The sequence below is a fragment of the Rhodococcus sp. D-6 genome (assembly GCF_040256695.1).
In the GTDB taxonomy this organism is placed as follows: domain Bacteria; phylum Actinomycetota; class Actinomycetes; order Mycobacteriales; family Mycobacteriaceae; genus Rhodococcus; species Rhodococcus pyridinivorans.
The window spans coordinates 5,078,432-5,102,885 of sequence record NZ_CP132970.1 but is presented as its reverse complement, the minus strand read 5'-3'; the positions used below and the strand labels follow the sequence as shown (position 1 = coordinate 5,102,885).

The window sequence follows — 24,454 nt, the reverse complement described above, 5'->3', positions numbered from 1 at the left end:
TGACGGTGTCCGGGGACCTGTGCTGTGGTCGCTCAGTGCTGGACCGGGCATCCTCCCGAGGTCTTGTAGTCGACCTGGAACTCCTTGATGCCGTTGAGCCAACCCGACCGCAGACGGTGCGGGTCGCCGATCTTGGTGATGTCCGGGATGTGGTCGGCGATCGCGTTGAAGATCAGGTCGATCTCCATACGTGCGAGGTTCGCGCCCAGGCAGTAGTGCGCGCCCGTTCCACCGAATGCCAGGTGCGGGTTGGGATCACGAAGGATGTCGAACTCGCGGGGGTTGTCGAACACTTCTTCGTCGTTGTTGGCCGAGGCGTACAGCATGACGACGCGCTCGCCCTTGCGGATCGTCTGACCGCCGAGTTCGGTGTCCTCGAGCGCCGTGCGCTGGAACGAGGTGACGGGAGTGGCCCAACGGATGATCTCGTCGGCGGCGGTCTTCGGCCGATCGCGCTTGAAGATCTCCCACTGCTCGGGGTTGTCGAGAAAGGCCGCCATGCCGTGGGTGATCGCGTTGCGGGTGGTCTCGTTGCCGGCCACCGCGAGCACGATGAAGAAGAAGCCGAACTCCTCGGGAGCGAGTTCGTCGCCGTCGATGTCGGCCTCGATGAGGGTGGTGACGATGTCGTCGGCCGGGTTCTCCTTGCGGGCAGCGGCCATCTGGTAGGCGTAGCCCAGCACCTCCATGGAGGCGGCCGCCGGATCGGCGGTGTTGTCCGGATCGTCGTAGCCCGTCATCTGGTTGGACCATTCGAAGATCTTCGCGCGGTCCTCCTGCGGGACGCCGATGAGATCGGCGATCGCCTGCAGCGGCAGTTCCGCGGCGATCTGGGTGACGAAGTCGCCCCGACCGGCCTGGCAGGCCTCCTGGACGATCATCTTGGAGCGACGGTCGAGCTCGTCGCGCAGGCCGTTGATCGCACGGGGCGTGAAGCCTCGGGCGACGAGTTTGCGCAGCTTGGTGTGCTCGGGGGCGTCCTTGTTGAGCAGGACGTGACGTTGCAGCTCGACGGCCTCACGAGGAATGTCGTCGTTGAACCGCGGAATCGCAGTGTTCTCCCAGTTGGAGAACACGTCGCTCCGGCGGGAGACCTCTCGGACCTCCTCGTGCCGGGAGACAACCCAGAAACCCTCGTCGTGGAAACCACCGACGTCGGGAGACTTCTTGTTCCACCACACCGGTGCCGTCTTACGCAGTTCCGCGAACTCTTCGAACGGCATACGGTCTGCGTACAGATCGGGATCGGTGAAGTCGATGTCTTCGGGGATGTTCGGCTGCGCCACTGATATCTCTCCTGCCCTGGCGAGTACCGCTCGCGTGATTTGTAACACGTTCTAGAACCATTCAAACACAGGCGCGCCGCGCGACCAAGAGATCTGCACGTCCCGTGGATAATCGAGTTCTGTTGCCTCTCGGAGAAACCTGTTCTATTTTGCGAAGAACGTAGGAGAAAGGAGCCCGAAGTGGGCACACCAGTCATCGTCGAGGCCGCACGGACCCCGATCGGCAAGCGGGGTGGATGGCTCGCGGGCCTGCACGCTGCCGAGATCCTGGGCGCCGTCCAGGCCGGACTCGTCGAACGCGCCGGCATCGACGCCGAGCTCGTCGAACAGGTCATCGGTGGCTGCGTCACCCAGGCGGGCGCCCAGTCCAACAACATCACCCGCACCGCATGGCTCAACGCGGGGCTGCCCTGGCAGGTCGGCGCGACCACCATCGACGCCCAGTGCGGATCGGCGCAGCAGGCCAATCACCTCATCGCAGGCCTCATCGCCACCGGCGCCATCGACGTGGGCATCGCCTGCGGCATCGAGGCGATGACCCAGGTGCCCCTCGGCGCCAACGTCGGCGACCATGCGGGCCCGCGCCGGCCGGAGTCCTGGAACATCGACATGCCCAACCAGTTCGAGGCCGCCGAACGCATCGCGCGGCGCCGCGGCATCACCCGCGAGGACGTCGACGCACTCGGCGTGCGCTCGCAGCAGCTCGCGAAGCAGGCCTGGGACGAGGGCCGGTTCGACCGCGAGGTGCTGCCGGTCGTCGCACCCGTCGTCGACAAGGAGGGCAACCGCACCGGCGAGAAGGCGACCGTCACCCGCGACCAGGGTCTGCGCGAGACGTCGGCCGAGTCGCTGGCGAAGCTGAAGCCCGTGCTCGAGGGCGGCATCCACACCGCCGGCACCTCGTCGCAGATCTCCGACGGAGCCGCGGCCGTGCTGCTCATGGATTCCGACCGCGCGAAGGCACTCGGACTGAAGCCGCGGGCGCGGATCGTCGCGCAGGCTCTCGTCGGCGCCGAACCGGAGTTCCACCTCGACGGCCCGGTCCAGGCCTCCGCGAAGGTTCTCGAGAAGGCGGGCATGAGCATCGGCGATCTCGACCTGTTCGAGGTCAACGAGGCGTTCGCGTCGGTGCTGCTGTCCTGGGCCCAGGTGCACGGACCCGACATGGACAAGGTCAACGTCAACGGTGGCGCGATCGCGCTCGGCCACCCCGTCGGATCCACCGGTTCCCGCCTCATCACCACCGCGCTGCACGAGCTCGAGCGGCGTGACGCGTCGACCGCTCTGATCTCGATGTGCGCCGGTGGAGCGCTGGCGACGGGCACCATCATCGAGCGCATCTGACATGAGCACCGAAGCGGCGCCGAAGGGCCTCGACTCGAAGGCCACGATCTCGATCATCAAGTGGATGTCGCGGTTCAACGTCGCGGCGTACCGGGCGACCGGCGGTCGCATCGGCGGGAAGTGGCGCGTGGGAAGCGCCTTCCCGTGGGGCATCCCGGTGTGCCTGGTGACCACGATCGGGCGGAAGACCGGGCAACCGCGAACGGTCCCGTTGCTGTTCCTCGAGGACGGCGACAAGGTGGTCCTCGTCGCCTCCCAGGGAGGACTGCCCAAGCACCCCTTGTGGTTCCGCAACATCCAGGCGAACCCGGAGACCACGGTGCAGATCAAGTCGCGCATCCGGACCATGCGGGCGCGGGTCGCGAGCGACGAGGAACGAGCGGCCTACTGGCCACGTCTGACGGCGATGTACCCGGACTTCGACAACTACCAGTCGTGGACCGACCGTGTGATTCCCGTCGTCGTGTGCGAGTGAGCGTCCCGCGCGGCACGGTTCGCCGGGACGGTCCCGTGCGGGAATACTGAGTCTCGTACGTCCAGGTTCTCGACGAAGGGATGTCGCACGATGGAAACCACCGATCACGACAAGGTGCTCGACCGGCGGGAAATCGCGGCCGCGCTGCTCCGGGCGCTCGAACGACGCCACGAGGTGCTCGACGTGATCGTCGAGAGCAAGGATCGGGGCGACGCGGTCGCGAAGCTCGCCTCGCTGCTCGACACCGACGAGTTCTGCGCGGAGGCCGTGCTGAACCTTCCGTTCCGCCGTCTGACTCAGGCGGAGCGGAAGAAGATCCGTGAAGAACTCGACGATCTCGATGCGGTGCTGCAGTGGACGACGGCGGCGCGTCCGTACGCGACCGGCGCGCATTTCCGGTTGCGGCCCATTTCCCACAGCGCGGCCGACACGGCGCTGTTCAAGCAGCGCTGCGCCGACCAGCTGGGGGACGACAGCGACGAACAGGTCGAATCCGAGCGGCAGCGCGGCAGCGAGCTGATGGACGACGAGTCCGGCATGTGGCTTGTGGCCGAAGATCTTTCGGGCGACGAGCCGAAGGCCATCGGGTTCGCGTTCGGCGAGCTGACCGGCAACGAGGTCGAGGTGCGGATCTGGGTGCATCCCGAGTTCCGCAAGCAGGGTTACGGCACCGCCACGCTCAAGCAGGCACGTTCCGAACTCGCTGCCTACTTCCCCGGCTCCACCCTCATCGTCCGCGCGCCCGCCTAGAGCGGCGACGCCGTCCGTGCGCGTTTCCGGTGATGACCACCGGAAACGCGCGGGGACATCACGCTCCGTAGACCGGCGTCGGCGGCTGCGACGCTGCGATCAGCTTCTCGACGACGGGACCGAGTTCCTTCGGATCCCAACGGTCGCCCTTGTCGATCGCCTCACCGTGGCGCCATCCGTCGGCCAGCGACACCTTGCCGCCCTCGGCCTCGAACACGCGACCGGTCACGTCCTTCGCTTCGGCACTGCCGAGCCACACGACCAGCGGCGAGACGTTCTCCGGCGCCATGGCGTCGAAACCCTCTTCGGGTGCGGCCATCATCTCGGCCATCGCGCCACCGGCCCCGACGGTCATGCGGGTGCGTGCCGAGGGTGCGATCGCGTTGACGGTTACCCCGTAGCGGCCGAATTCGGCTGCGGCCTGGATCGTGAGCGTCGCGATACCGGCCTTGGCGGCGGCGTAGTTGCCCTGGCCGATGCTGCCCATCAGGCCGGCACCCGAGCTGGTGTTGATGATGCGGGCGTCGACGGGGTTGCCGGCCTTGGCCTCGGCGCGCCAGTAGGTCATGGCGTGACGCATCGGCGCGAAGTGCCCCTTGAGGTGCACGCGGATGACCGCGTCCCACTCCTCTTCGCTCATGTTGGCGAGCATGCGGTCGCGCAGGAATCCGGCGTTGTTGACGAGCACGTCGAGCCGGCCGAAGTTGTCGAGGGCGGTCCTGACGAGGTTCTCGGCGCCGGCCCAGTCGGCGACGTCGTCGCCGTTGACGGCGGCCTCTCCCCCGGCCGCACGGATCTCCTCGACGACCAGCTCACCGGGGCTCTCCCCCGTGGCGGTTCCGTCACTGCCGACACCGATGTCGTTGACGACGACCTTCGCGCCCTCCGCGGCGAAGGCGAGGGCGTGGGCGCGACCCAGTCCTCGTCCGGCGCCGGTCACGATGACGACGCGCCCGTCCAGCAGTCCACTCACTTCGTCTCCTTCGTTTCGGCCGCTGCCATGTAGGCAGGGCGTTCACCGCCGCCGTGGACGGTCAATGTCGATCCGCTGACGTAGGCCGACAGCGGAGAGGCCAGGAATGCGGCGCAGTGGCCGATATCTTCGGGCTGGGCCAGCCGTCCCAGCGGAACGGTCTCGCCGACTGCGGCGACGCCGGCCTTGTCTCCGTAGAACAGGTGCGACTGTTCGGTTTCGACCAGGCCGACCACCACCGAGTTCACCCGTACCTTCGGGGCCCACTCGACGGCGAGCGACTGTGCGAGGCTGTCGACGCCCGCCTTGGCCGCACCATAGGCCGCGGTGCCCGGCGAGGGGCGGGATCCGCTCACGCTCGAGATGTTGACGATCGAGCCTCCGGTGTCCTGCTTCTGCATCACCGCGTTGGCGGCCTGCGCGACCAGCAGCGGGGACAGCAGGTTCAGTTCCACGATCTTGGCGTGGAACTTCGGGCTGGCATCGGCTGCCAGCGCGTACGGTGACCCGCCGGCATTGTTCACCACGGCGTCGAGCCGCCCGTGGCGGTCGACGATGGTCTCGATCAGCGCGGCCACCTGATCGGCATCGCGGACGTCGCACGTCAGGAACTCCGCGGTCCGCCCGTCCACCTCGAGAGGCTGTTCGGGCTCGTTGCGAGCGCACGTCACGACGGTCGCACCGGCACGCAGGAACACCCTGGTGATGCCTGCACCGACTCCCCGTATTCCCCCGGTGACGAGCACGACCGCGCCGTCGAGTCCCAGATCCATTCGCTGCCTCCACGTCATTCATCCCGCGGGATGCGCGGGTCTCACGTCGACAACTTACCAAGCAATCGCTTGGTTCGGTACCGGCTCCCCCTCACCCCGCCACTGCTCCTGCTCAGTGGGAATCACGGGAACTCGCTTGTCGGCCCCACTTAGCGTGACGACGAACGCGCGCGTCGAAGAGGAGTGACTGGGCCATGCAGACCGTCGAGCAGGATTACGAGAAGTACGTCGGGCAGGTGGCCGAACCACCCCGCGTGGCCCGATACGCCGTCAACGACGCCATGATCCGCAACTGGGTCGAGGCCCACGACGACTTCAACCCGATCTACGTCGACGCCGAGGCCGCGCGCGAGACCGGACGCGACTCCGTCGTGTGCCCGCCCGCCATGATCTCCACCTGGATCATGGCCGGCTACCGCCGCTGGCGTGACGTGCAGCGCAAGCGCGCCGAGGGCGTCGTGGAGGACTTCGCATACTCCCGGATGCTTGCCGACCTCGATCGGGAGGGTTTCACCTCCGTCGTCGCGACGAACGTCGAGCAGGACTACCACCGCGAACTCGTCCCGGGCGACCACATCACCGCCCACTACACGATCGAGTCCGTATCCGAGGTCAAGCGAACGGGTCTCGGCGACGGCCGATTCTTCACGCTGTACAAGCGCTACGAGGACCAGAACGGCGAAGTCGTCGCCGAGGAACGCTTCCGGATGCTCCGGTTCAACCCGAACACCGACAAGGAGACGCGATGACCGCCGTCCCCCGGCTCACCATCACCCAGGACAACCAGTTCTGGTTCGACGCCGTCCGTGAGGGCCGACTCGAGATCCAGCAGTGCAGCGAGTGCGGCACTCTGCGCCATCCTCCGGGCCCGGCATGCCCCGCGTGCCGCTCGTTCGAATGGAAGACCGTCGAATCCTCACGGCGCGGAACGCTTCACAGCTGGACGGTCATTCACCACCCGCAGGATCCGGCCTTCGAGTACCCGCTCGCCGTCGGACTGATCGACCTCGACGAGGGGATCCGCATCGTCGCCGACATCGCGGGCGTCGACCACGACACCCTCGAGATCGGCATGGACCTCGAGGTGGGATTCGCCGAGCACGCACACGGCGAGATCCTGCCTCAGCTGCGCAAGCCCGGAGGAGACGCATGAACCTCGCCGAATGCACTGTCGGACAGGAACTTCCCCAACTCGCCCTGCCTATGGATCGCACCACCATCGTGGCTACCGCGATCGCGTCGCAGGATTTCGAGGATGTGCACCACGACCCGGACGCCGCACTCGGACGCGGCACACCGGACGTCTTCATGAGTATCAATGCCACCAACGGTTTCGTCGACCGGTACGTCACCGACTGGACCGGACCGTCGGCGCGGGTGCGCCGCGCGTCGCTGCGCCTGGGCGTGCCCTGCTTCCCCGGCGACCCCATGCACATGAACGGTGAGGTGACCGCCGTCGACGGCGCGACCGTCACCATGAAGGTGCAGGGCCGCAACAGCAGAGGCGTCCACGTCACCGCGGAGGTCGTGGTGGAGCCGTACGAGAGGAAGAGCCGATGACCGTCAAGGGCTTCTCCGGAGCCGCCGCTATCGCCGGTATCGGAGCCACCGAGTTCTCCAAGAACTCCGGCCGCAGCGAATGGCAGCTTGCGTGCGAGTCGGTCCTCGCCGCTCTCGATGACGCGCAGATCGGCGTCGAAGAGGTCGACGGCTTCGCGCTGTTCACCATGGAGACCAACCCCGAGATCGCCGTCGCCCGCGCGCTCGGCATCCCGGAATTGAAGTTCTTCAGCCGGATCCCGCACGGCGGTGGCGGCGCCTGCGCACCCGTGCAGCAAGCCGCACTGGCCGTCTCGAGCGGTGTCGCCGACGTCGTGGTCGTCTACCGCGCCTTCAACGAGCGCTCGGGTCACCGTTTCGGCGCCGGGCCGCCGCCCTTCGCATACAACTCGAACACCGACCAGGAATACCGGAACTGGATCAACCCGTACGGCCTGCTCACTCCCGCTCAGCAGGAGGCCTTCCTGGCCCGCACCTACATGCACAAGTACGGGGCGACCAGCGCGGACTTCGGGCAGATCTCGGTGCTCTCGCGCAAGCACGCGGCGAACAACCCCAAGGCCTGGTTCTACGAGCGGCCCATCACTCTCGACGACCACCAGAACTCCCGAATGCTCGCCGACCCGCTGCGTCTGCTGGACTGCTGCCAGGAGAGCGACGGCGGACAGGCACTGGTCATCGTGAGTGCCGAACGCGCACGGGATCTTCCGCACCCGCCGGCGATCATCACCGCTGCAGCGCAGGGTGTCGGTCCTCAGCAGATCTCGATGAGCAGCTACTACCGCGAGGACATCGACGCGATGCCCGAGGTGGAGCTCGTCGCCCGGCAGATGTGGGCACAGGCAGGTTTCGGTCCCGAAGGCATCGACGCCGCGATCCTGTACGACGCGTTCACCCCCATGGTCCTGCTCCAGCTCGAGGAGTACGGCTTCTGCGGTCGCGGTGAGGCGAAGGACTTCATCGCCGACGGCAACCTCGAGGTGGACGGGCGACTGCCGATCAACACCCACGGCGGTCAGCTCGGCGAAGGCTACATCCACGGCGTCAACGGCATCGCCGAAGGCGTCCGGCTCATCCGCGGCACCTCCGTGAACCAGCCGGCGAAGACACTCGACAACGTGCTCGTCACGGGCGGATCGCCGGTGCCGCACAGCGCGATCGTCCTCTCGGCCGACCGTTAGGCCCGCAACCCGGGCCCCGACCACCTCTCAGGAGACCACATGCATCCCGAGCTGTCCGACAAGTCACGGCGGCTGCGCACCGAACTGCGGGAGTACTTCGCCCGCATCATCGACGACGACGATCGACGCGCCCTGGTCGATCAGACCGAGGGTGGACCGGTCTTCGACAAGATCTACCGGCAGATGGGCGCCGACGGCTGGCTCGGCCTGGGGTGGCCCGAGGAGTACGGCGGACGCGGGGAGGATCCCGAGGCGCTGTACGTCTTCTACGACGAGACGATCCGCGCCGGCGCGCCGGTCTCGCTGGTCACGCTCAACACCGTCGCCCCCGCACTGATGAAGTACGGCACGCAGGAGCAGAAGGACTTCTTCCTTCCCAAGATCCTCACGGGTGAACTGAAGTTCGCAATCGGGTACACCGAGCCCGGTGCCGGCACCGACCTCGCTGCACTTCAGACGCGGGCACGCATCGACGGTGACGAACTCGTCATCGACGGCAACAAGCTGTTCACGAGTTCGGCCATCTTCGCCGACTGGATCTGGCTCGCCGTGCGCACCGATCCGGACGCGCCTCGCCACAAGGGGATCTCGGTCGTGCTCGTGCCGACCTCGTCGCCGGGCTTCTCCGCCACCGAGATCCAGACGGTCGGCGGTATCAGCACGGCGGTGACCTACTACGAGGACATCCGCGTTCCGCTGAGCAACGTCGTCGGTGAGCTCAACGGCGGTTGGACCCTGATCACGAGCCAGCTCAATCACGAGCGTGTCGCGCTGGCCGCCCGCGGGGGCATCGCCAACGAGATGTACGACGAGGTTCTCGCCTGGGCGAAGCAGGAGCCCTTCGGCCCCGGTGTGCTGTTCGACGTCCCGTGGGTGCGTTCGACGCTCGCGGAGGTCTACGCGCTGCTGTCGGCCGCCGACCTCGTGAACCTGCGCCTGGTGTCGGACATCGCGGCCAACACCCTCGACGGTGGCGACTCCGCCGCCGCGAAGGTGTTCGGAACCGAGGGTGTCGTCGCGGCCTACGGAATGTTGCAGGAGGTGCTCGGCGCTCGCGGTCTGCTGCGTCCCGGTAGCCGCGGCGCGGTGATCGAGGGCCGCGTCGAAGCGCTCGGCCGACGCGCGCAGAACAACACCTTCGGTGGTGGCAGCAACGAGGTGATGCGCGAGATCGTGGCGGCGAAGACCCTCGGAATGACCCTGGGCGCCCGTAGGCGCCCCGACGCGACGGCACAGGCTGTGGTGAAGACGCCGGCCGAGACGAGGAGCTGACATGGAATTCGAACTCGATGACGACCTGATCGCGGTCGAGGACCTCGCGTCGCAGGTCTTCGGTTCGCTGGCCAAGGTCGAGCGTGTGGTCGAGGTGGAGCGCAAGGAGGGCGGTTTCGACGCCACCCTGTGGCAGGCACTCGCCGACGCCGGGATCCTCGGACTCGCTCTGCCCGAGTCCGTCGGCGGCGCCGGCATGGGCATGCTCGGGCTCACGACGATCCTGCAGCAGCAGGGCCGCCGCGTCGCACCCGTTCCCGTGTGGTCCACCGTGGCCGGTGCGGCTCTTCCGCTCGCACAGTTCGGCACGGAAACCCAGGTCGAGCGTTACGTTCCGAAGCTCATCGACGGGTCGGTCGTCCTGACCGGCGCATTCGACGACACCCCCGGCGCGAGCCCCACGGTGACAGCGATCCGCAAGGGCGACGATCTCGTCATCAGCGGTGAGATTCCGTCCGTTCCGTGGGCTCCCATCATCGCCGGCGTCGTCGTCCCGGTCCGCTGCGACGACGACTCGGTCGCCGTGGTGGTCGCACCGGTGGACGCGACCGGCGTCGAGGCCGTCCCGGTCGCCGTGACCGGACGTGGCGCCGAAGCCGCGGTGCGCTTCACGGACGTGCACATCGGAGCCGAGGACGTCCTGCCCGGTGACGGTGAGGAGATCGCGACCTGGACCCGTCGTCGTATCCGCATCGCGCTGGCTGCCGTTCAGCTCGGGGTGTGCGAGGAGACGCTGCGGGCAACGGCGAGGTACACCTCCGAGCGCGTACAGTTCGGCCGCCCGCTGTCGACGAATCAGGCTGTCGCATTGCGCGCGGCCGATGCCTACCTCGACACCGAAGCGATCCGACTCACGGTGCGGAAGGCCGCGTGGTTGATCGACGTCGGACGCGAGGACGAAGCCGACTCCGCGGCCCTGGTCGCCAAGTGGTGGGCGTCCCGCGGCGGTGTGCGGGTGGGCTTGACCGGCCAGCACCTGCACGGCGGCATCGGCGCCGACATCGACTACCCCATCCACCGCTACTTCCTGTGGGGCCGGCAGCTTGCGTTCACCTTCGGCGGCGCCGACGCGACGGCAGCTGCCCTCGGGGACGTCCTGGACACCGCACCCCCGATCGGTGCGGCCGGATAGTCTTCTCGCACCGATGACGTGAGTCCTTCTCCGCAGACCGCGGAGGGGGACTCGCGTCGTTTCCGGTGCCCTACTCCGACAGGTGCGCGAGCAGCAGGTCGCAGCTCCTCCGCACATCGGCCTCGGTCTCCTCGAGGGTCGCTCCGCCGTTGAGATAGGTCACCAGCAGTCCGGACCACAACATCGACAGCAGCCGCACGGCGTTGCGATCCTCCTCTGTCGGCTCGTCGAGGCCTGCCCTCTCGAACAGGATTCGGTGGAACGTCCGCCTCACCTCGGTGGAGTCCGGAACCACCGAGGCCGGCGCGGTGCTGTTGGACAGCAACATCGCGGAGGCCAGGCGTGGTCGGTCGACGAACCGGCGGGTCATCTCGACGAGCGTCTCGGTGATCGCCTCGCGCGCGCTCGTCCCCGGTTTCCGCTCGGGCAACCGGTCGGCGCCGAGCTCGAGCCGGTGGAGCAGCAACGCCACGAACAGGTGCGTCTTCGACGGAAAGTATCGGTACAGGGTGCCGATCGCGACCTCGGCGTTCTTCGCCACCTCGGTCATCTGCACGCGGGCCAATTCGTGCTCGGACCCCAGCTGCGCTGCAGCCTCGAGGATCCGCACATGGCGTCGCCGTTGTTCGACCGAGGTCGGCTCGGCTCCGTCCCGCGCCTTACCGATTCTGGGCACCGGTCCCCCTTTCCACGATGACGACCCGTCGATTCTGCACCGAACCGCCCGGCAGATTGTCGCATCGCGGATCGTCCACGGTCCCGAACGGTGGGAGCACGGGCACCGGACGTCGTGCTGGGACGGCATCGGATCCGAGCGTCCACTGAGCGAGAAGCCGGTCCGTCCCGACTTTCTCGGGCCGTAACGTCGGAGTCGGAGAAGGACGGTCGGAGTCGACCTCCACGATCGAATCGGAGTGAGCCACATGCAGACCCGGATACCGACCCGCGACACCGACCACAGGATCGAACTGCCGGGCCCCGACGAGATGCGACGTGCCATGGGACGGTTCGCGAGCGGCGTCACCGTCGTGACCGGTCTCGACGAGGACGGGCCCACCGGCTTCGCATGCCAGTCGTTCGCGTCGGTCTCGCTCGAACCGCCCCTCGTGTTGTTCTGCGCGGATCACCGCGGGCGCGCGTGGCCGCGGATCCGCCGCGTCGGCCGGTTCACCGTCAACGTGCTCGGTGCCGACCAGAGTGATCTGTGCGCGCGTTTCGGGTCGAGCCGCGGTCCGAAGTTCGACGGTCTCCACTGGGAATTGTCCCGCTGGGACACTCCGTCGCTGCCGGATGTCCTGCTGCGGGTGCACGCATCGGTGGAGGATGTGCACGTCGCGGGTGATCACGACGTCGTCATCGGCCGGGTCGCCGAACTGGAGTGCGTCGGCGACCGGAGTCCGATGGTGTTCTACCGCGGGGCGTTCGGGCTCGACGCGCGGTAACTCCGCCGATACTTCCTCCGTCCGCCGCTACCGACGGGCGGAGGAAGTCGTCGTCACACCCTCACGGAGGGCGTCGCGCCGGCGGCAATCTTCGCGAGACGGGCCCGGCGCGACTGCGGACCGGCGACGGTGAGGACAGCCGCGGGAAGCGCGACGCCTGCGCCCGTCAGCAGGACGACCCGGAAGCCGGACTCCGTGGGAATGGTATGACCGGCGAACGGCACGCTCATCTGTGCGAGGACGACACCGACGACGGCGGAAGCGGAGGACGTGCCGACCGACCGCATGAGACTGTTCACGCTTTTGGCGGATGCGGTCTCCGTGGCAGGGACCTCCCCCATGATCAGGGCGGGCATCGCACCGTATGCGAACCCGACTCCCGTGCTGCAGATCGCGGCGACGACTGCCAGGCCCAGGACCGATCCCATCAACAGCAGCCCTGCCGTGTACCCAGAGCGATGATCAGGCATCCCACCAGCAGCGTTGTCTTCGGGCCGTGGCGAGCCGAGAGCTTTCCTCCGATGGGAGAGACCGCCATCATCATCAGACCACCCGGTGCCATGCACAGACCCATCATGGACTGGCCGAGTCCGTGACCGGTCTCTTCCGGCAGCTGCAGGATCTGCGGAAGAATCAGCGACTGGGCGTACATCGCGAAACCCACCACGATCGAAGCACTGTTGGTGAGCAGTACGGGCCGGCGGGCGGTGACGCGCAGATCCACCAACGGATCGCGAACCCCGGCTCGAACGCTTCAACAACGACATCGAACGCTTGACGGGGCATCCGTGGCCGCGACCCCCCGGGTCCGCAGTGCATCTTCCCCACGGGTCCGTCGGGGGATGTGAGCCGGGGGTACCGTGCGAACACGGTTCGGTGGCCGGCCGAGACCACCGGCAGACCGGAACACCCGCGGTACGAGTGATGCCACCGCCGTCGAGACGGCGGTGGCATCACTTCCGGTCACACGTCAACCACGATACTTTCCGTGGGCAATACCTCCGGCGGGCGTCGTCGACGGCACCAAGGACGGAAGTTCCTCGGTCCTGAGCCGGCGAGGGCGTTCCGTCATCACGGTGGGCTGGACCGTGTGCACCTCGCTGAGGAGAGCGGCCGGGAAGTAGACCGACGCCGTGACACCGGCGTTCGTCTCGGTGTCGAAGGTCGGCCTCAGACGCACGCTCATGCCGTTGCGGGCCGCCAGACGCCCGATCACGAACAATCCCAGTTGACGCGGGGCGTCGACATCGGCATTCTCACCCGCCGCGAGACGGATATTGATCTCCTCCATGATATCTCGGGGAATACCGATTCCGCGATCGGCGATATCGAGAAGCAGGCCACCCTCCACGGCGGAGGAGAACTCGAACCTGACGGGAGTGGTGGGCGGGGAAGCCCGCAGCGCGTTGTCGACGAGTTCGGCCACCAGATGCACCACGTCGTTCACCACCTTACCGACGAGATATCCGCGCGGGGTGTTCCCGATCTGCACCCGCTGGTAGTTCTCCACCTGGGACACCGCACCGCGGAGCACATCGCCGAGCGGTGCGGGCCCGCTGCGAGTACGCGGGCGCGTGCCCGCGAGAACCAACAGGGATTCGCCGGTACGCCGCATGCGCGTCGCCAGATGATCGAGAGCGAACATGCTCTGCAACCGGGCGGGATCCTTCTCCTCGTATTCGAGAGATTCGATCAGCGAGAGTTGCTGTTCGACGAGGGTCTTGTTGCGGCGTGCCAGCGTCTCGAGCATCACGTTCACCTGTTTCCTCAGGTGGGCCTGCTCGCCGGCGAGACGCAGCGCCTGCGTGTTCATCGAATCCACCGCTCGGGAGAGTTCGCCGATCTCCTCGTCCGTATCGGTGCCGACGGGAGCGAGACGGACGGTGTCGATGTCGGCCCCGTCCTTGACCGCCGCGATGGCGGCGGGAAGCTCGGTGTTCGCCGCTGCGAGAGTGTTGTCTCGCAGACGTCCCAGGGGCACCGACAGGGAACGGATGACTGCTATCGCGAGGAGCAGGGCGAGTACGAGTGCTGCCGTGACGAAGAGCGCGTCGCGGGTGGCCGCGGTACGTGTCTCGTCCGCCAGTTCTTCGAGCGTCCCGATGATACGCGCGCTGGCGCTGTCGATCCCTTCCGCATAAGACCGGGACGCCGAAAGTACGGCGTTGCGAAGGTCTTCCCCGAATTGCCTGCTCGACGTGAAGTTCTCGATCAACCTACGGCGCGCTTCGATACCGCCGAGCATCCCGTCGATCTGCCCGGTATCGAGCCCCGATCCTCGAAGGAGCCGCAGCGTCGACTCTTCGGTGTTCATGGCGCCGGTCGCCAGGATCCGGGCGGCTTCGGGGTTGGTGGCCAGCAGCCGGAAGGACTCCATCTGGTCGAGGAGGTTGAGCTGCGCGTCCCACATCAGGAGCAGGTTCGTGGCGTCGACGAGAGCGTCGTGGTTCTCGAACTGATCGAACAGATCTCGGAAGATATCCCTGCACCGCACCAGGAAGTCGGTGGTCAGGCGACCGAACTCCTCGGCTCCGAGGGAGGAGTTCATGACCGCGGCGTAGAGCTGGTCGCCCTGCGCGAGCAGCGCATCGAGTTCTACGGCGACATCGGAGCTGAGATCGCTTTCTGCGGCGAGTTCCCTCAGAGTGTTCATGGACTGCGTCACATCGTCCGCGTCCACGCTCTTGGGCGTGAATCCGAGGCTCGTGGCGGCGGTAATGCTGATCACAGCGATGGAGAAGTCGAGCAGCGCCGGCGCGACAACGGTCTGCTCGGACAATGCGGCCGACCGCTGCGCCTCGTCGAGCTGAGTCGTGACGCGCACGGCACCGAGAGCGACAGCGAGGACGAGGGGAATCGACAGCACGGCCGCGAGTCTGTATTTGAGACGCCAGCGACCGATCTGCAGCGCACCTGTTCGGCTCGGCTCCAATTCTCGGATCTCTCTTTCACGATGAAGAGAACGTGCTTTTCGGACATAAATTACATCTTTCCGAAACGTTCTACACCAGATCCTCGTTCGGGCACATACCCCGTCCCGGGCACGGAGACGAATTCCGTGCCGGTCGTCCTCGCCCGAGGACCGACTCCCTACGAACCGGTCGGCCGAACCGTCGATCGCCGCAGGACGAGCACCGCCGTCGAGGGCTGGACCGCACACTTCCGCACCGGAGACGACGAGGAATCCCGGCGGCAGCCCGCCCCCGCCGGCCCCCGACAACCGTGCCCAGTCCTGTGTTCGTTCATCGATGCCCCCTGTTCGCGGCGTCGAACATACACAATGCGTGCGGAGGACGGTGAGAAGGTCCGCCCTTTTCGTCTACGGCGACAACGCTCCTCGCGTGCTCGAATACCCGATCAGGCCGCGCACCCGGCACCGAGGTCCGGTCGCCGACCGCCGGCGCGAATTGCAGAGCCGGCGCACGGCAGGGGTCGCGAACCCGGCATCGCCCCGTGGCACGCTCGCACGACACGAGACGCGGAGCCCTCCCGGACCCGGATCCGGAATGCTCCGCTCATCGCATCCGAGGGGACATCCCGGTGCCACTCACTTCGCCGCCGCACGCATTCCCGCGTGCCGGCCGAAGAAACTACCGTCACCGAGGGAGATGCCGCTGCAGTAGCCCCACGCCGAGAGGCCGGACGTACAACGGCCCGCCGCATACAGACCGGGAATCGGATCTCCGTCCACGTGAAGAACTTCCGAGTCCACCGAGGTCTGCAGTCCCCCCAGGGTGAAACCTCCGGTCATGCCACGCAGATCGATCGCGGCGATCGGCGATCGGAGGGGCCGCACCCACTCCGCCTTCTTTCCGAGGACCGGATCCGTCCCCGATTCGGCGTGCCGATCGTAGAGCTCCACCGTCGATACGAGAGTTCCTGCGGGAAAACCTATTTCGGACTCTAGTTCCGACACCGTCTCACACACCCAGGTCGGCTGGTGACGGAGTTGCGGACTCGAAGTCGGTGTGGCCATTCCTTCCTCGTAGGCCTGTTCGTCGATGACCAGGAACGCCTGATTGTCGTTCTGGTACATGGTGAGCTGGTCGATCCGCCCGGGAGGTTGAAGGCTCCGTGGATCGCGGCACGATGGTCGGGTTCGATACTCGTTGCCGGCGTGTGGAACACCCGCTGGCTGTAGGCGCCGGGGTTGAGCCGAACCTCGATGTGTTCGATATCGTCCGGCCCCCGGCCGTGTTCACGGACGAGCGCGCGCAACGCATCGATGGAGGCACCCGTGTAGCAGCAAGGCCGGGCAGTACTTCACGGCACTGTCGAGTATCCACCAGCGGTCTCCGACGTCCTCGGTGATCGCCCGTCGACGACCTCCATGAACGAGCATGCGAGGTTGAGCCGCGCGGTCATGTCGTAGCCGACAGCGACGGCACGGAGCAGGCTGTCGCCGGACGCATCGACGCGTTCGGCCTCGGCGCGGGCCGAGGAGACCACGATCGTCGCGAAGTGCGCCGAGTCGAAGAGTGTGTCGTCCGCGTCGAGCGCGTAGGTGATATCGGAGTTGAACGCAGCAGCAACGGCAGCAGGCGCTGTGGTCGAACGGCCGAACACCGTGGCCTCCTCGACCCCACCGAGGCGGTCGATCACCTTGTGTGCCATGCGAGTACGTTCCATGCGTACTGCGGCGAGGCCGCACACGAGGGTGTCGACGACGATGGGTCCGGTGTAGTCGGCGACTTACGGCGGCAGCGCGCGGGCATTGCGCGGCAGCGAAGTCGGCGATTCGTTCGGTCAGCAGTGACGTCACAGGAGCACCTCGGGCATGCGTAGGGACGGCCCGCGTCGAGATGCGTGAGGATCCGGCACGATCTGTAATCCACATCACTCTCCCCGAAGCCTGTGACGCACCGCCTTCCGGTCCCGCTCGCCGGGAGCCGCCCTCCCGGGTGTACCGAGGCGATCGGACAGGGCCACCGACGCGACGATGCCACGGCGTCGTACGCCGTAGCATCGTCGGAAGGCATCCGGGTGGACGAACTCGATCAGCCCACCGGAGGCGAGAACGCCGCGAGCGGCTCGGAGCCCGACCAGTCGTGACCCCAGTAACTGTCCGCGGTGATTTCTTCTGCGGTGTAGAAGGTTTCGTCGACGAGCATGCCTTCGGTACCGAACTCGAGGTCCCATCCGCCGGGGGCACGCACGTAGAAGGAGACCATCTTGTCGTTGGTGTGCCGGCCCAGGGTCGACGAGATCGAGAAGCCCAACTTGTTCACTCGATCCAGGGCCTGACCGACCGCGTCGAGCGTCTCGACCTCGAGCATCAGGTGCACGAGACCGGGTTCGGCGGTGGGGGGAGCCGGGCACAACGCGAGGCTGTGGTGGCGGCGGTTGACGCCCAGGAACCGCACGCGTCGCACGGGCGGCGGTGCCGACAGGCCACCGAGCCGCGTCGCTCCGCGCGGCAGGAATCCGAGTACCTCGGTGTAGAACTCGTAGGACTCCGCGAACGCGGCGGTGGGCAGGACGACGTGGCCGAGTCCCTCCTCACCGGTGTGGAAGACACCGGCGAACGGCGTCACGAGGGGGCTGTGGTCGAGCACCGGACCGAAGAACACCTCGGTGCGGGTGCCGCCCGGATCGTCGAATGCGATGACCTGCTCGGCGTCGCGGTAGGTCGACTCCTCCTCGGAGAGGACCTCGACGGCGATGCCGGCCTTCTCGACCGCTTCGCGCACGCGACGCAGCGCGAACTCGTCGCGCACCTCCCAGCCCACGGCGAGTGCCTTGTCGACCTCACCGGGCAGCACGATCAGGCGTGCCCGCCGCTCGTCGACACGCAGGTACAGGCCGTCGGGTTCCGGGCCGGTACCGATCGCCATGCCGAGTCCGTCGACGACGAGTTCGCGCCATCGTGCGATGTCTGTGGTCTGGATCCTGAGATAACCCAGGCCCCGAATATCCGTCATATCCGAATGTTCCTTCGCCGTAATGGATGTGATGTCAGATCATCGACCGCATCATGCCCTGCGGCTCTTCGCCGAGCTGGGTGAGCGTCGCGGCGTGGAAGATCGAACCGGGGACGTGGATGGCGTGGCTCAGACCGGCGTGCGCGTCGCGCCAGAAGCGCTGCAGCGGATTGCTCAGCTGCAGCGCGCCGCCGCCTGCCCGCGAGAAGATCTCGTCGACGGCGCGCACGGCCCGCCATGCCGCGGCGACCTGGGTCCGGCGTCCGATCGCGCGTTGCTCGAAGGTGACCTCGATGCCCCGCTCGGTCAGATCCCAGAAGCGGTCGACGGTTTCGAGCAGGGCGGCGCGCGACGCGGCGATCTCCGCTGCGGCTTCACCGAGGTTCGACAGCACGTACGGGTCCTGCTTGATCGCGGTGCCGGACACCGTGACCCGCTCGCGCTGGGACTCGATGTAGCAGTTCAGCGCACCCTCGGCGATGCCGATGAGCGACGAGGTGATGCCGAGCGGGAAGATGCACGAGAAGGGGAACTTGTAGAGCGTCTCGTCGCGTCCGGCGTCCTGCCACGCCACCCCGCCCATGACGCGCTCGGCGCGCAGGGTCCGGTACTCGGGGAGGAAGGCGTTCTCGACGATGAGATCCTTCGAACCCGTGCCGCGCAGGCCGACGACGTTCCAGCTGTCGTGGTCGATCCGGTAGTCCGACCGCGGCAGCAACACGTGCAGGCTCTGTGGCGGGTTCAGGCGGTTGCCGTCCTTGTCGCCCACGGCCGCACCGATCATCACCCAGTCGCAGTGGTCGGTGCCCGACGAGAACGACCAGCGGCCGTTGAGGATGTATCCGCCGTCGACGGGGGTCGCCACACCCATCGGTGCGTACGGGGAGGCGATCCAGGTGTCGGGGTTCTCACCCCACACCTCCTCCTGGGCCTTCGGGTCGAAGAAGGCCATCTCCCACGGGTGGACACCGACGATGCCGCTGACCCAGCCGGTCGCGCCGTCCATGGCGCCGATGGCCATGGCGGTCTCCGCGAACTCGCGCGGGTGCGCCTCGAGGCCCCCGAATTCCTTCGGTTGCAGGAAACGGATGACGCCGGCGTCGCGGAGCCTCTTCGCGCTGCGGTCGGTCAGCCGCATCAGCGTGTCGCCTTCGGCGCCGTCCGCGCGGATCTCGTCTGCGAACTCCGAAACGGAGTCGAGCACCTGTCCCATGATCTCTCCAGCTCTGTGAGGGTGACGCCCCCGATACGGCGTGGTGAGCGTCGGTTCCGTTGACGCCTACGGTCTCAGGTGGACCGCTCCCGTATCGTCGTTTTTCCACTGAGCGGGAGCGGTCGATGGGGCTGAGCGGGGGCGGGTTACGAGTCCGCGCGGACGGGGCCTACGCGTCGTCGCGGCGAAGGAACGCGAGCACCGCCGACAGCCACGCCTCGCGCGCCTCGATCATCGTCCAGTGGCCGCAGTTGGGGAAGACGTGGAGCTCGCCGCGGCGCAGTTCGCGCATGGGAAGCATCGCCATGTCGACGGGGCTGACACGGTCGTCGCGACCCCAGGTCAGCAGCACCGGCGCGGTGATCTTGTGGAGCTGCGCCCAGTACGGGGTGGCGTCGGAGGCGGCAGCGGCCTTCGCGCCCGCAGCGAAGGCCGCGGTGCTGTACATGCGTCGGGCGATCTCGAGGGTCTTCGGTTCGGTGGCCAGTGCCCACCGCTCCTCGATGAGTTCCTCGGTGACGATCGCGGGGTCGTAGACCATCGACCGCAGCCAACGGACGAGCTTGTCGCGCGTGGGGTCGTCCGTGAACTCCATGAGCAGCCGGATGCCCTCGCCCGGCGACGGCGCGAAGACCGAACGGCCGGCGCCTCCGATGGTGACGAGCTTCTTCACCCGCTCGGGCTGCGCGATCGCGAACTGCGTCCCGACGATGCCGCCCATCGAGTTCCCGATGATCGACACGCGGTCGAGGCCGAGTCCGTCGAGGAAGTCGGTCACCGCGACCGAGGCCATCGCCATCGGGTGTCCTTCGCACGGGTCGCTCACGCCGAAGCCGGGGAACTCCAGGACGAGGCACCGGTAGTGCTCGGCGAGATCGGCGAGCACACCGCGGTAGTTCCGCCAGCCGGTGACGCCCGGTCCGGAGCCGTGGAGCAGCAGGAGTGGTTCACCCTGACCGGCTTCGTGGTAGCGGAGGGTGCCGCGGTCGGTCGCGAGTTCTCTCGCCGTGTTCTCGAAAGTCGATACCGTCGTCATGACGAGAAGGTTTCCAGTGATCCACCTCACGCGGCTCGAACGTTCCCGATCACCGGGATGTTCCGCCCGCCGCGGGGTGGTGCGTGATGTTGCCCGGCTCCGGCCGTCAGATCCAGCCGTTCGACTGCGTGGCGAGCATTCGCTCCATGACCTGCGGCGACCACGACGCTCCGGACGTGCGTGCGGCGCGATTGCGTCGAGGGGTGTCGAGTTCGGGATAGAGCGTGCGCGAGATCGTGCGGACCGCATCGGCGACCAGCGGCGCGATGCGTTCGAGGTGTCCGGGGCGGGTGGGACCGCACAGGGAGATCGCGGCGACCGACGATGCAGGGCTGCGGATCGCGGCGCCCGCACAGGACATACCGGCGGTGGCCTCTCCGGTCTCGAAGGCCAGACCGTGGCGACGGCGGATGCGGTTGAGTTCGAGGTGCAGGGTCGACAGATCGGTGATGGTCCGCTCGGTGCGACGCGGCAGTTGCGGGCCGGGGTAGAGGGCATCGACCTGCTCCGGCTCGAGTCCGGCGAGCAGCGCCTTGCCGCCGGCGGTGACGTAGGCGGGGACACGTCCGCCGACCCGCGACGGCAGTGCCGCGGCGAGCTGGCCGCCGATCTTGTCGAGGTAGACGCAGTCGGGCCCGTCGAGCACGGACAGGTGCGCGACCATCCCGGTGGTCATGTGCAGTTCGTGGAGGAGCGGTGCCGCGGCCTCACGGACGCGGATGTGCCCACTGTCGCCCTCTCCCATGGGCTTCGCACGACGTCCGAGGCAATACCCGAACGACGCGTGGTCGATCCAGTCGAGTCGCACCATCTGGTCGAGGATGCGGTGGACCGTCGAGCGCGGAAGCCGGGTGCGGCACGCGACTTCTTCCAGGGTGAGCCGCGACGAGAGATCGTCGAAGGCATCGAGGATGAGGGTCATTCGCTCGACCATCGATGCAGGCAGTTCGCGCTTCGGTGCCTGGGAGACCTGCGTACGTTGCGCCTCGGACATCGTCACCCTTTCTCCGGAATCCGATCACCCACGAAAGCAAGAATTGAAATTGATTCTTGTGAGTGATGCCCAGGGTACAAGGCGAGTGACCTGTCGCACAATTCCCGATCAGCGGACTCGATGCTCCCGCGATCTACGTCCCTCCCCTCGCGCTTCCGCCGGCACGTCTCACTGAGCAGGAGGTCCCTGTCCCGCGGACCGGGCGGTGGGTACAACCTCGGATGTGGGCCGAACCCGCCTGCACCCGTCGCCCGCACGAGCCGAAAGAGTCGAGACCACGATGCCGGATACCGAGTCCGCCCTCTTCCGTCCCCTGACGGTCCGTTCCCTCGAGCTCCGCAACCGCATCGTGATGTCGCCGATGACCCGCTCGCACTCGCCGGGTGGCGTGCCCGGCCCGGATGTCGTGGAGTACTACCGGCGACGCGCCGCGGGCGGCACGGCCCTGATCCTCACCGAGGGCGTCGCGATCGATCACCCGACAGCAGTCGACAATCCCCGCGTGCCACACATGCACGGCGAAGAAGCCCTCGACGGCTGGCGTCGCGTCGTCGACGCGGTTCACGCCGAGGGTGGACGCATCGTCCCCCAGCTCTGGCACGTCGGCCCCCTCTGGGGCGCGATGACCGCAGATGTCGACCCCGACCTCGTCCCCATGCGGCCGTCGGGAGTCTGGGGCGAGCTCGGCGTGACGTCCTACGGCGAGGACTACATCTCCCGGGCCTCAGCGCCTACGCGGGCCATGACCGTGGAGGACATCGAGCAGGTCGTCGCGGCCTATATCGACGCGGCGGCCGCCGCTGCCCGAGTCGGATTCGACGGCATCGCACTGCACGGTGGGCACGGCTATCTGCTCGACGCGTTCCTCTGGGAGGGAACGAATCTCCGCGACGACGAATGGGGCGGCGACCTCGAGCGCCGCACCCGTTTCCCCGCCGCGGTGGTCGCCGCCATCCGCGCGCGCATCGGCGACGACCTGCCGATCTTCTACCGGTTCTCGCAGCACAAGCAACAGAACTACGAAGCCCGGATCGCCCACACCCCGGACGAACTGAAAGCCGTCCTCACCCCATTGAAGGAAGCCGGCGTCGACGTCTTCGACGCGAGCATCCGCCGCTTCGACATGCCGGCCTTCGAAGGCAGCGACCTGACACTCGCAGGCTGGGCCAAGAAGGTCACCGGCGCACATTCGATGGCCGTAGGCAGCGTCGGAATCGCAACGACGTTGCGGGAGAGCCGCCTCCAGGGCAGCGCACCTGTGCGCAACAACGTTCCCGAACTCGAACGACGCCTGGGCGACGACGAGTTCGATCTGATCGCCATCGGTCGGCTCCATCTCGCCGACCCGTCGCTCGCGACAACCCTTCGCAACGGCGCGGAACTGCCCGAGTTCGACCGCGCAGTACACGAGGCCGCGCTCATCTGACCCACCAAAATCGTTCTCGCTCAGCGAGATAGAACAGCGTGACAGCCCTCACCTGCGATACCAAGTGATCCGAGCCACTCCCATTCGTGGGGCAGGAAACACGGCCCGCGATCGGGCCGCCGAGAGTCTGGAATGCGCTTTGACGTCCTACGCCAATGACCTCTCCCAGCCGGAATCCGCAACGCCGAAGGGGCGGAGCCGGTTCGACCGGCAGCAGCCGGTATGGGTGATCGTGTCGGTCCTGATCGCCGTCGAGATCATCAGTGCGTTCGAAACATCGATGATGTTCGCCGCGATCCCGACGTTGATCGTCGAATTCGACAGCAACGCATCGACGGTCGGATGGGCGGTGACGGCCTTCCTCCTCGTCTCGGCCGCCTCGGCCGCCGTGTGCGGCCGGCTCGGCGACATGTACGGCCGGGAACGGATCCTGATGGTCCTGCTCGCCGTCGCGGCGCTCGGCTCGATGGTCAGCGCCCTCGGTGACAGCCTCACCAGCATCATCATCGGCCGCGCGATCCAAGGTGTGGCCGGTGCGATCCTGCCGCTGTGCATCGGGCTGGCGCGCGAGCATCTTCCCGCTTCCCGCGTTCCCGTTGCCGTCGCACTGATCTCCGGCTCGGCGGTCGCCGCCGGTTCGGCGTCGCTGCTCGTCGCCGGTCTGCTGATCGACAACGCCAGCTGGCACATGATCTTCGTCGTCGCCGCCGTGTACGCGATCTTCGCCCTGCTGCTCGTCTGGTTCGTCCTCCCGTGGCGCCGGCCCACCGGGACCTCCGAGAAGATCGACTACATCGGTGCGGTCACCTTCGCCGGCGCGGTCGCCGCGATCCTGCTCGGCGTCAACAAGTCCCAGTCATGGGGCTGGTCGGACCCGCGGACCCTCGGTCTCATCCTGGGCGGGGCCGTCGCTCTGGTCCTGCTCGTGCGGTGGGAACTGCGCACACCCTCCCCCATCATCAACGTGCGCCTGTTCGCCGACCGCAAGTTCTCGCTCACGATGCTGGCCACCGTCGCGATCGCGGTGGGACCGCTGGGCGTGGTCACCATGATCATTCCGATCATCATGCAGACGCCGTCCACCGGCGACTTCGGCCTGGGCCTGAGCGCGACACACGCGGGTTGGCTCTCGTTCATCGGCTCCCTGTTCGGATTCGTCTGCACTCCGCTGAGCGGCCGGATCTCCGCCGCGGTGGGTTCACGCGCGTCGATGCTGCTCGGTACCGCCCTGTTCATCGTCGGCGTCGTCGTCATGCTCACCGCGCACCACTCCGTGGTGGCCATGACCGCGATGGTCGTCGTGGTGTCGGTCGCGACCGCCTTCGCCTACACGGCGATTCCGAACCTGATCGTCGAGTCCGTGCCCGAGCACAACACCAGCGAGACGACCGGCACGAACGCCGTGCTGCGTACCGCGGGTCAGGGTGTCGGAACGTCGATCGCGACCATGCTGCTCGCGTTCGCTGCGACCCCACTCGCGGGAATCAACATGGTCGGCGGCATGCTCATCGCGCTCTCCGTGGTGACCATCGGGATCACCTTGCTGATCCCACGCAGCGTGCGCACCGCCTGATCCGAACGCCCGTCTCCTCCCGTGTCCCGATTACCGGGAGGAGACGGGCGTCGGCGTCCGTCGGCGTTCTACGGTGATCCGATCGAGAAGTATTCGTATCGAA

22 protein-coding genes and 2 pseudogenes are annotated in these 24,454 nt (G+C 67.2%); 12 read left to right on the top strand and 12 right to left on the bottom strand.

The window, feature by feature from the left end:
* Positions 1 to 32 precede the first annotated feature (32 nt).
* On the bottom strand, positions 33 to 1,286 hold the full coding sequence (locus RBB84_RS24055) for a cytochrome P450 (RefSeq protein ID WP_019290108.1): 1,254 nt from the start codon (positions 1,284 to 1,286) through the stop codon (positions 33 to 35).
* A 180-nt stretch (positions 1,287 to 1,466) separates the two neighbouring features.
* Between RBB84_RS24055 and RBB84_RS24050 the strand changes: the two genes are divergently transcribed.
* The 3 genes from RBB84_RS24050 (at position 1,467) to RBB84_RS24040 (ending at position 3,855) form a co-directional block, all read left to right on the top strand.
* The gene (locus RBB84_RS24050; RefSeq protein WP_064256913.1) at positions 1,467 to 2,630 is read left to right on the top strand and encodes a steroid 3-ketoacyl-CoA thiolase; all 1,164 of its coding nucleotides are present in this window, start codon (positions 1,467 to 1,469) and stop codon (positions 2,628 to 2,630) included.
* A gap of 1 nt (position 2,631) precedes the next feature.
* Positions 2,632 to 3,105 (top strand): nitroreductase family deazaflavin-dependent oxidoreductase, encoded by a 474-nt coding sequence (locus tag RBB84_RS24045; RefSeq protein ID WP_064256914.1) that lies wholly within the window; start codon positions 2,632 to 2,634, stop codon positions 3,103 to 3,105.
* Between the two features lie 90 nt (positions 3,106 to 3,195).
* Complete coding sequence (locus RBB84_RS24040) at positions 3,196 to 3,855, top strand: GNAT family N-acetyltransferase (RefSeq protein ID WP_064256915.1); 660 nt, start codon at positions 3,196 to 3,198, stop codon at positions 3,853 to 3,855.
* Positions 3,856 to 3,913: 58 nt separating this feature from the next.
* Here RBB84_RS24040 and RBB84_RS24035 read toward each other — a convergent pair whose 3' ends face one another.
* Complete coding sequence (locus RBB84_RS24035) at positions 3,914 to 4,828, bottom strand: SDR family oxidoreductase (protein WP_006551923.1); 915 nt, start codon at positions 4,826 to 4,828, stop codon at positions 3,914 to 3,916.
* Positions 4,825 to 5,601, bottom strand: coding sequence for an SDR family oxidoreductase (locus RBB84_RS24030; protein WP_006551924.1), 777 nt, complete (start codon positions 5,599 to 5,601; stop codon positions 4,825 to 4,827). Before RBB84_RS24030 ends, RBB84_RS24035 begins: the two co-directional genes overlap by 4 nt.
* A gap of 194 nt (positions 5,602 to 5,795) precedes the next feature.
* Between RBB84_RS24030 and RBB84_RS24025 the strand changes: the two genes are divergently transcribed.
* Genes RBB84_RS24025 through RBB84_RS24000 form a run of 6 tightly spaced genes read left to right on the top strand, consistent with a single transcriptional unit; the run spans position 5,796 to position 10,746 of the window.
* On the top strand, positions 5,796 to 6,350 hold the full coding sequence (locus RBB84_RS24025; protein ID WP_024102933.1) for a MaoC family dehydratase N-terminal domain-containing protein: 555 nt from the start codon (positions 5,796 to 5,798) through the stop codon (positions 6,348 to 6,350).
* The gene (locus tag RBB84_RS24020) at positions 6,347 to 6,754 is read left to right on the top strand and encodes a Zn-ribbon domain-containing OB-fold protein (protein ID WP_064256916.1); all 408 of its coding nucleotides are present in this window, start codon (positions 6,347 to 6,349) and stop codon (positions 6,752 to 6,754) included. The genes RBB84_RS24025 and RBB84_RS24020 overlap by 4 nt, the downstream gene beginning before the upstream one ends.
* Positions 6,751 to 7,161, top strand: coding sequence for a MaoC/PaaZ C-terminal domain-containing protein (locus RBB84_RS24015; protein ID WP_024102931.1), 411 nt, complete (start codon positions 6,751 to 6,753; stop codon positions 7,159 to 7,161). The genes RBB84_RS24020 and RBB84_RS24015 overlap by 4 nt, the downstream gene beginning before the upstream one ends.
* On the top strand, positions 7,158 to 8,342 hold the full coding sequence (locus tag RBB84_RS24010) for a lipid-transfer protein (protein WP_060653715.1): 1,185 nt from the start codon (positions 7,158 to 7,160) through the stop codon (positions 8,340 to 8,342). Before RBB84_RS24015 ends, RBB84_RS24010 begins: the two co-directional genes overlap by 4 nt.
* 39 nt (positions 8,343 to 8,381) lie before the next feature.
* Complete coding sequence (locus RBB84_RS24005; protein WP_064256917.1) at positions 8,382 to 9,614, top strand: acyl-CoA dehydrogenase family protein; 1,233 nt, start codon at positions 8,382 to 8,384, stop codon at positions 9,612 to 9,614.
* A 1-nt stretch (position 9,615) separates the two neighbouring features.
* Positions 9,616 to 10,746: an acyl-CoA dehydrogenase family protein gene (locus RBB84_RS24000; RefSeq protein WP_064256918.1), complete on the top strand. Its 1,131-nt coding sequence runs from the start codon at positions 9,616 to 9,618 to the stop codon at positions 10,744 to 10,746.
* Positions 10,747 to 10,816: 70 nt separating this feature from the next.
* Here the strand turns inward: RBB84_RS24000 and RBB84_RS23995 are convergent, their stop codons facing one another.
* Positions 10,817 to 11,356 carry a TetR family transcriptional regulator gene (locus RBB84_RS23995; RefSeq protein ID WP_006551931.1) on the bottom strand — a complete coding sequence of 180 codons (540 nt, stop codon included), beginning with the start codon at positions 11,354 to 11,356 and terminating at the stop codon, positions 10,817 to 10,819.
* A 313-nt stretch (positions 11,357 to 11,669) separates the two neighbouring features.
* Between RBB84_RS23995 and RBB84_RS23990 the strand changes: the two genes are divergently transcribed.
* Positions 11,670 to 12,188: a flavin reductase family protein gene (locus tag RBB84_RS23990; RefSeq protein WP_006551933.1), complete on the top strand. Its 519-nt coding sequence runs from the start codon at positions 11,670 to 11,672 to the stop codon at positions 12,186 to 12,188.
* Positions 12,189 to 12,241: 53 nt separating this feature from the next.
* Here the strand turns inward: RBB84_RS23990 and RBB84_RS23985 are convergent.
* From RBB84_RS23985 to RBB84_RS23950, 8 genes and pseudogenes are all read right to left on the bottom strand, one after another.
* Positions 12,242 to 12,921: pseudogene (locus tag RBB84_RS23985) on the bottom strand (MFS transporter); the annotation flags it as partial.
* 237 nt (positions 12,922 to 13,158) lie between these two features.
* Positions 13,159 to 15,408: an ATP-binding protein gene (locus RBB84_RS23980; protein WP_350246953.1), complete on the bottom strand. Its 2,250-nt coding sequence runs from the start codon at positions 15,406 to 15,408 to the stop codon at positions 13,159 to 13,161.
* 327 nt (positions 15,409 to 15,735) lie between these two features.
* Positions 15,736 to 16,248 (bottom strand): annotated as a pseudogene (locus RBB84_RS23975) (FAD-binding protein); the annotation flags it as partial.
* Positions 16,249 to 16,451: 203 nt separating this feature from the next.
* Positions 16,452 to 16,802 (bottom strand): MmgE/PrpD family protein, encoded by a 351-nt coding sequence (locus RBB84_RS23970; protein ID WP_024102921.1) that lies wholly within the window; start codon positions 16,800 to 16,802, stop codon positions 16,452 to 16,454.
* Positions 16,803 to 17,185: 383 nt separating this feature from the next.
* A complete protein-coding gene (locus RBB84_RS23965; protein WP_006551938.1) occupies positions 17,186 to 18,109 on the bottom strand; it encodes a VOC family protein in 924 nt (307 codons plus the stop codon).
* A 34-nt stretch (positions 18,110 to 18,143) separates the two neighbouring features.
* Entirely contained in the window at positions 18,144 to 19,322 is a 1,179-nt protein-coding gene (locus tag RBB84_RS23960) for an acyl-CoA dehydrogenase family protein (RefSeq protein ID WP_064256923.1), read from the bottom strand.
* A 169-nt stretch (positions 19,323 to 19,491) separates the two neighbouring features.
* A complete protein-coding gene (locus tag RBB84_RS23955) occupies positions 19,492 to 20,358 on the bottom strand; it encodes an alpha/beta fold hydrolase (RefSeq protein ID WP_064256924.1) in 867 nt (288 codons plus the stop codon).
* A 106-nt stretch (positions 20,359 to 20,464) separates the two neighbouring features.
* Positions 20,465 to 21,352, bottom strand: coding sequence for an IclR family transcriptional regulator (locus tag RBB84_RS23950; RefSeq protein ID WP_064256935.1), 888 nt, complete (start codon positions 21,350 to 21,352; stop codon positions 20,465 to 20,467).
* A gap of 280 nt (positions 21,353 to 21,632) precedes the next feature.
* Here RBB84_RS23950 and RBB84_RS23945 point away from each other — a divergent pair, with 280 nt between their 5' ends.
* Positions 21,633 to 22,778 carry a 12-oxophytodienoate reductase gene (locus RBB84_RS23945; protein ID WP_064256925.1) on the top strand — a complete coding sequence of 382 codons (1,146 nt, stop codon included), beginning with the start codon at positions 21,633 to 21,635 and terminating at the stop codon, positions 22,776 to 22,778.
* A 226-nt stretch (positions 22,779 to 23,004) separates the two neighbouring features.
* A complete protein-coding gene (locus RBB84_RS23940; RefSeq protein WP_006551942.1) occupies positions 23,005 to 24,351 on the top strand; it encodes an MFS transporter in 1,347 nt (448 codons plus the stop codon).
* Positions 24,352 to 24,454 lie beyond the last annotated feature (103 nt).

Coding starts and splice junctions, on each gene's coding strand:
- RBB84_RS24045 (WP_064256914.1), top strand. CDS start 2,632: ATGAGCACCGAAGCGGCGCCGAAGGGCCTCGACTCGAAGGCCACGATC.
- RBB84_RS24040 (WP_064256915.1), top strand. CDS start 3,196: ATGGAAACCACCGATCACGACAAGGTGCTCGACCGGCGGGAAATCGCG.
- RBB84_RS24030 (WP_006551924.1), bottom strand. CDS start 5,601: ATGGATCTGGGACTCGACGGCGCGGTCGTGCTCGTCACCGGGGGAATA.
- RBB84_RS24025 (WP_024102933.1), top strand. CDS start 5,796: ATGCAGACCGTCGAGCAGGATTACGAGAAGTACGTCGGGCAGGTGGCC.
- RBB84_RS24020 (WP_064256916.1), top strand. CDS start 6,347: ATGACCGCCGTCCCCCGGCTCACCATCACCCAGGACAACCAGTTCTGG.
- RBB84_RS24015 (WP_024102931.1), top strand. CDS start 6,751: ATGAACCTCGCCGAATGCACTGTCGGACAGGAACTTCCCCAACTCGCC.
- RBB84_RS24010 (WP_060653715.1), top strand. CDS start 7,158: ATGACCGTCAAGGGCTTCTCCGGAGCCGCCGCTATCGCCGGTATCGGA.
- RBB84_RS24005 (WP_064256917.1), top strand. CDS start 8,382: ATGCATCCCGAGCTGTCCGACAAGTCACGGCGGCTGCGCACCGAACTG.
- RBB84_RS24000 (WP_064256918.1), top strand. CDS start 9,616: ATGGAATTCGAACTCGATGACGACCTGATCGCGGTCGAGGACCTCGCG.
- RBB84_RS23990 (WP_006551933.1), top strand. CDS start 11,670: ATGCAGACCCGGATACCGACCCGCGACACCGACCACAGGATCGAACTG.
- RBB84_RS23970 (WP_024102921.1), bottom strand. CDS start 16,802: ATGGCACACAAGGTGATCGACCGCCTCGGTGGGGTCGAGGAGGCCACG.
- RBB84_RS23965 (WP_006551938.1), bottom strand. CDS start 18,109: ATGACGGATATTCGGGGCCTGGGTTATCTCAGGATCCAGACCACAGAC.
- RBB84_RS23960 (WP_064256923.1), bottom strand. CDS start 19,322: ATGGGACAGGTGCTCGACTCCGTTTCGGAGTTCGCAGACGAGATCCGC.
- RBB84_RS23955 (WP_064256924.1), bottom strand. CDS start 20,358: ATGACGACGGTATCGACTTTCGAGAACACGGCGAGAGAACTCGCGACC.
- RBB84_RS23950 (WP_064256935.1), bottom strand. CDS start 21,352: ATGTCCGAGGCGCAACGTACGCAGGTCTCCCAGGCACCGAAGCGCGAA.
- RBB84_RS23945 (WP_064256925.1), top strand. CDS start 21,633: ATGCCGGATACCGAGTCCGCCCTCTTCCGTCCCCTGACGGTCCGTTCC.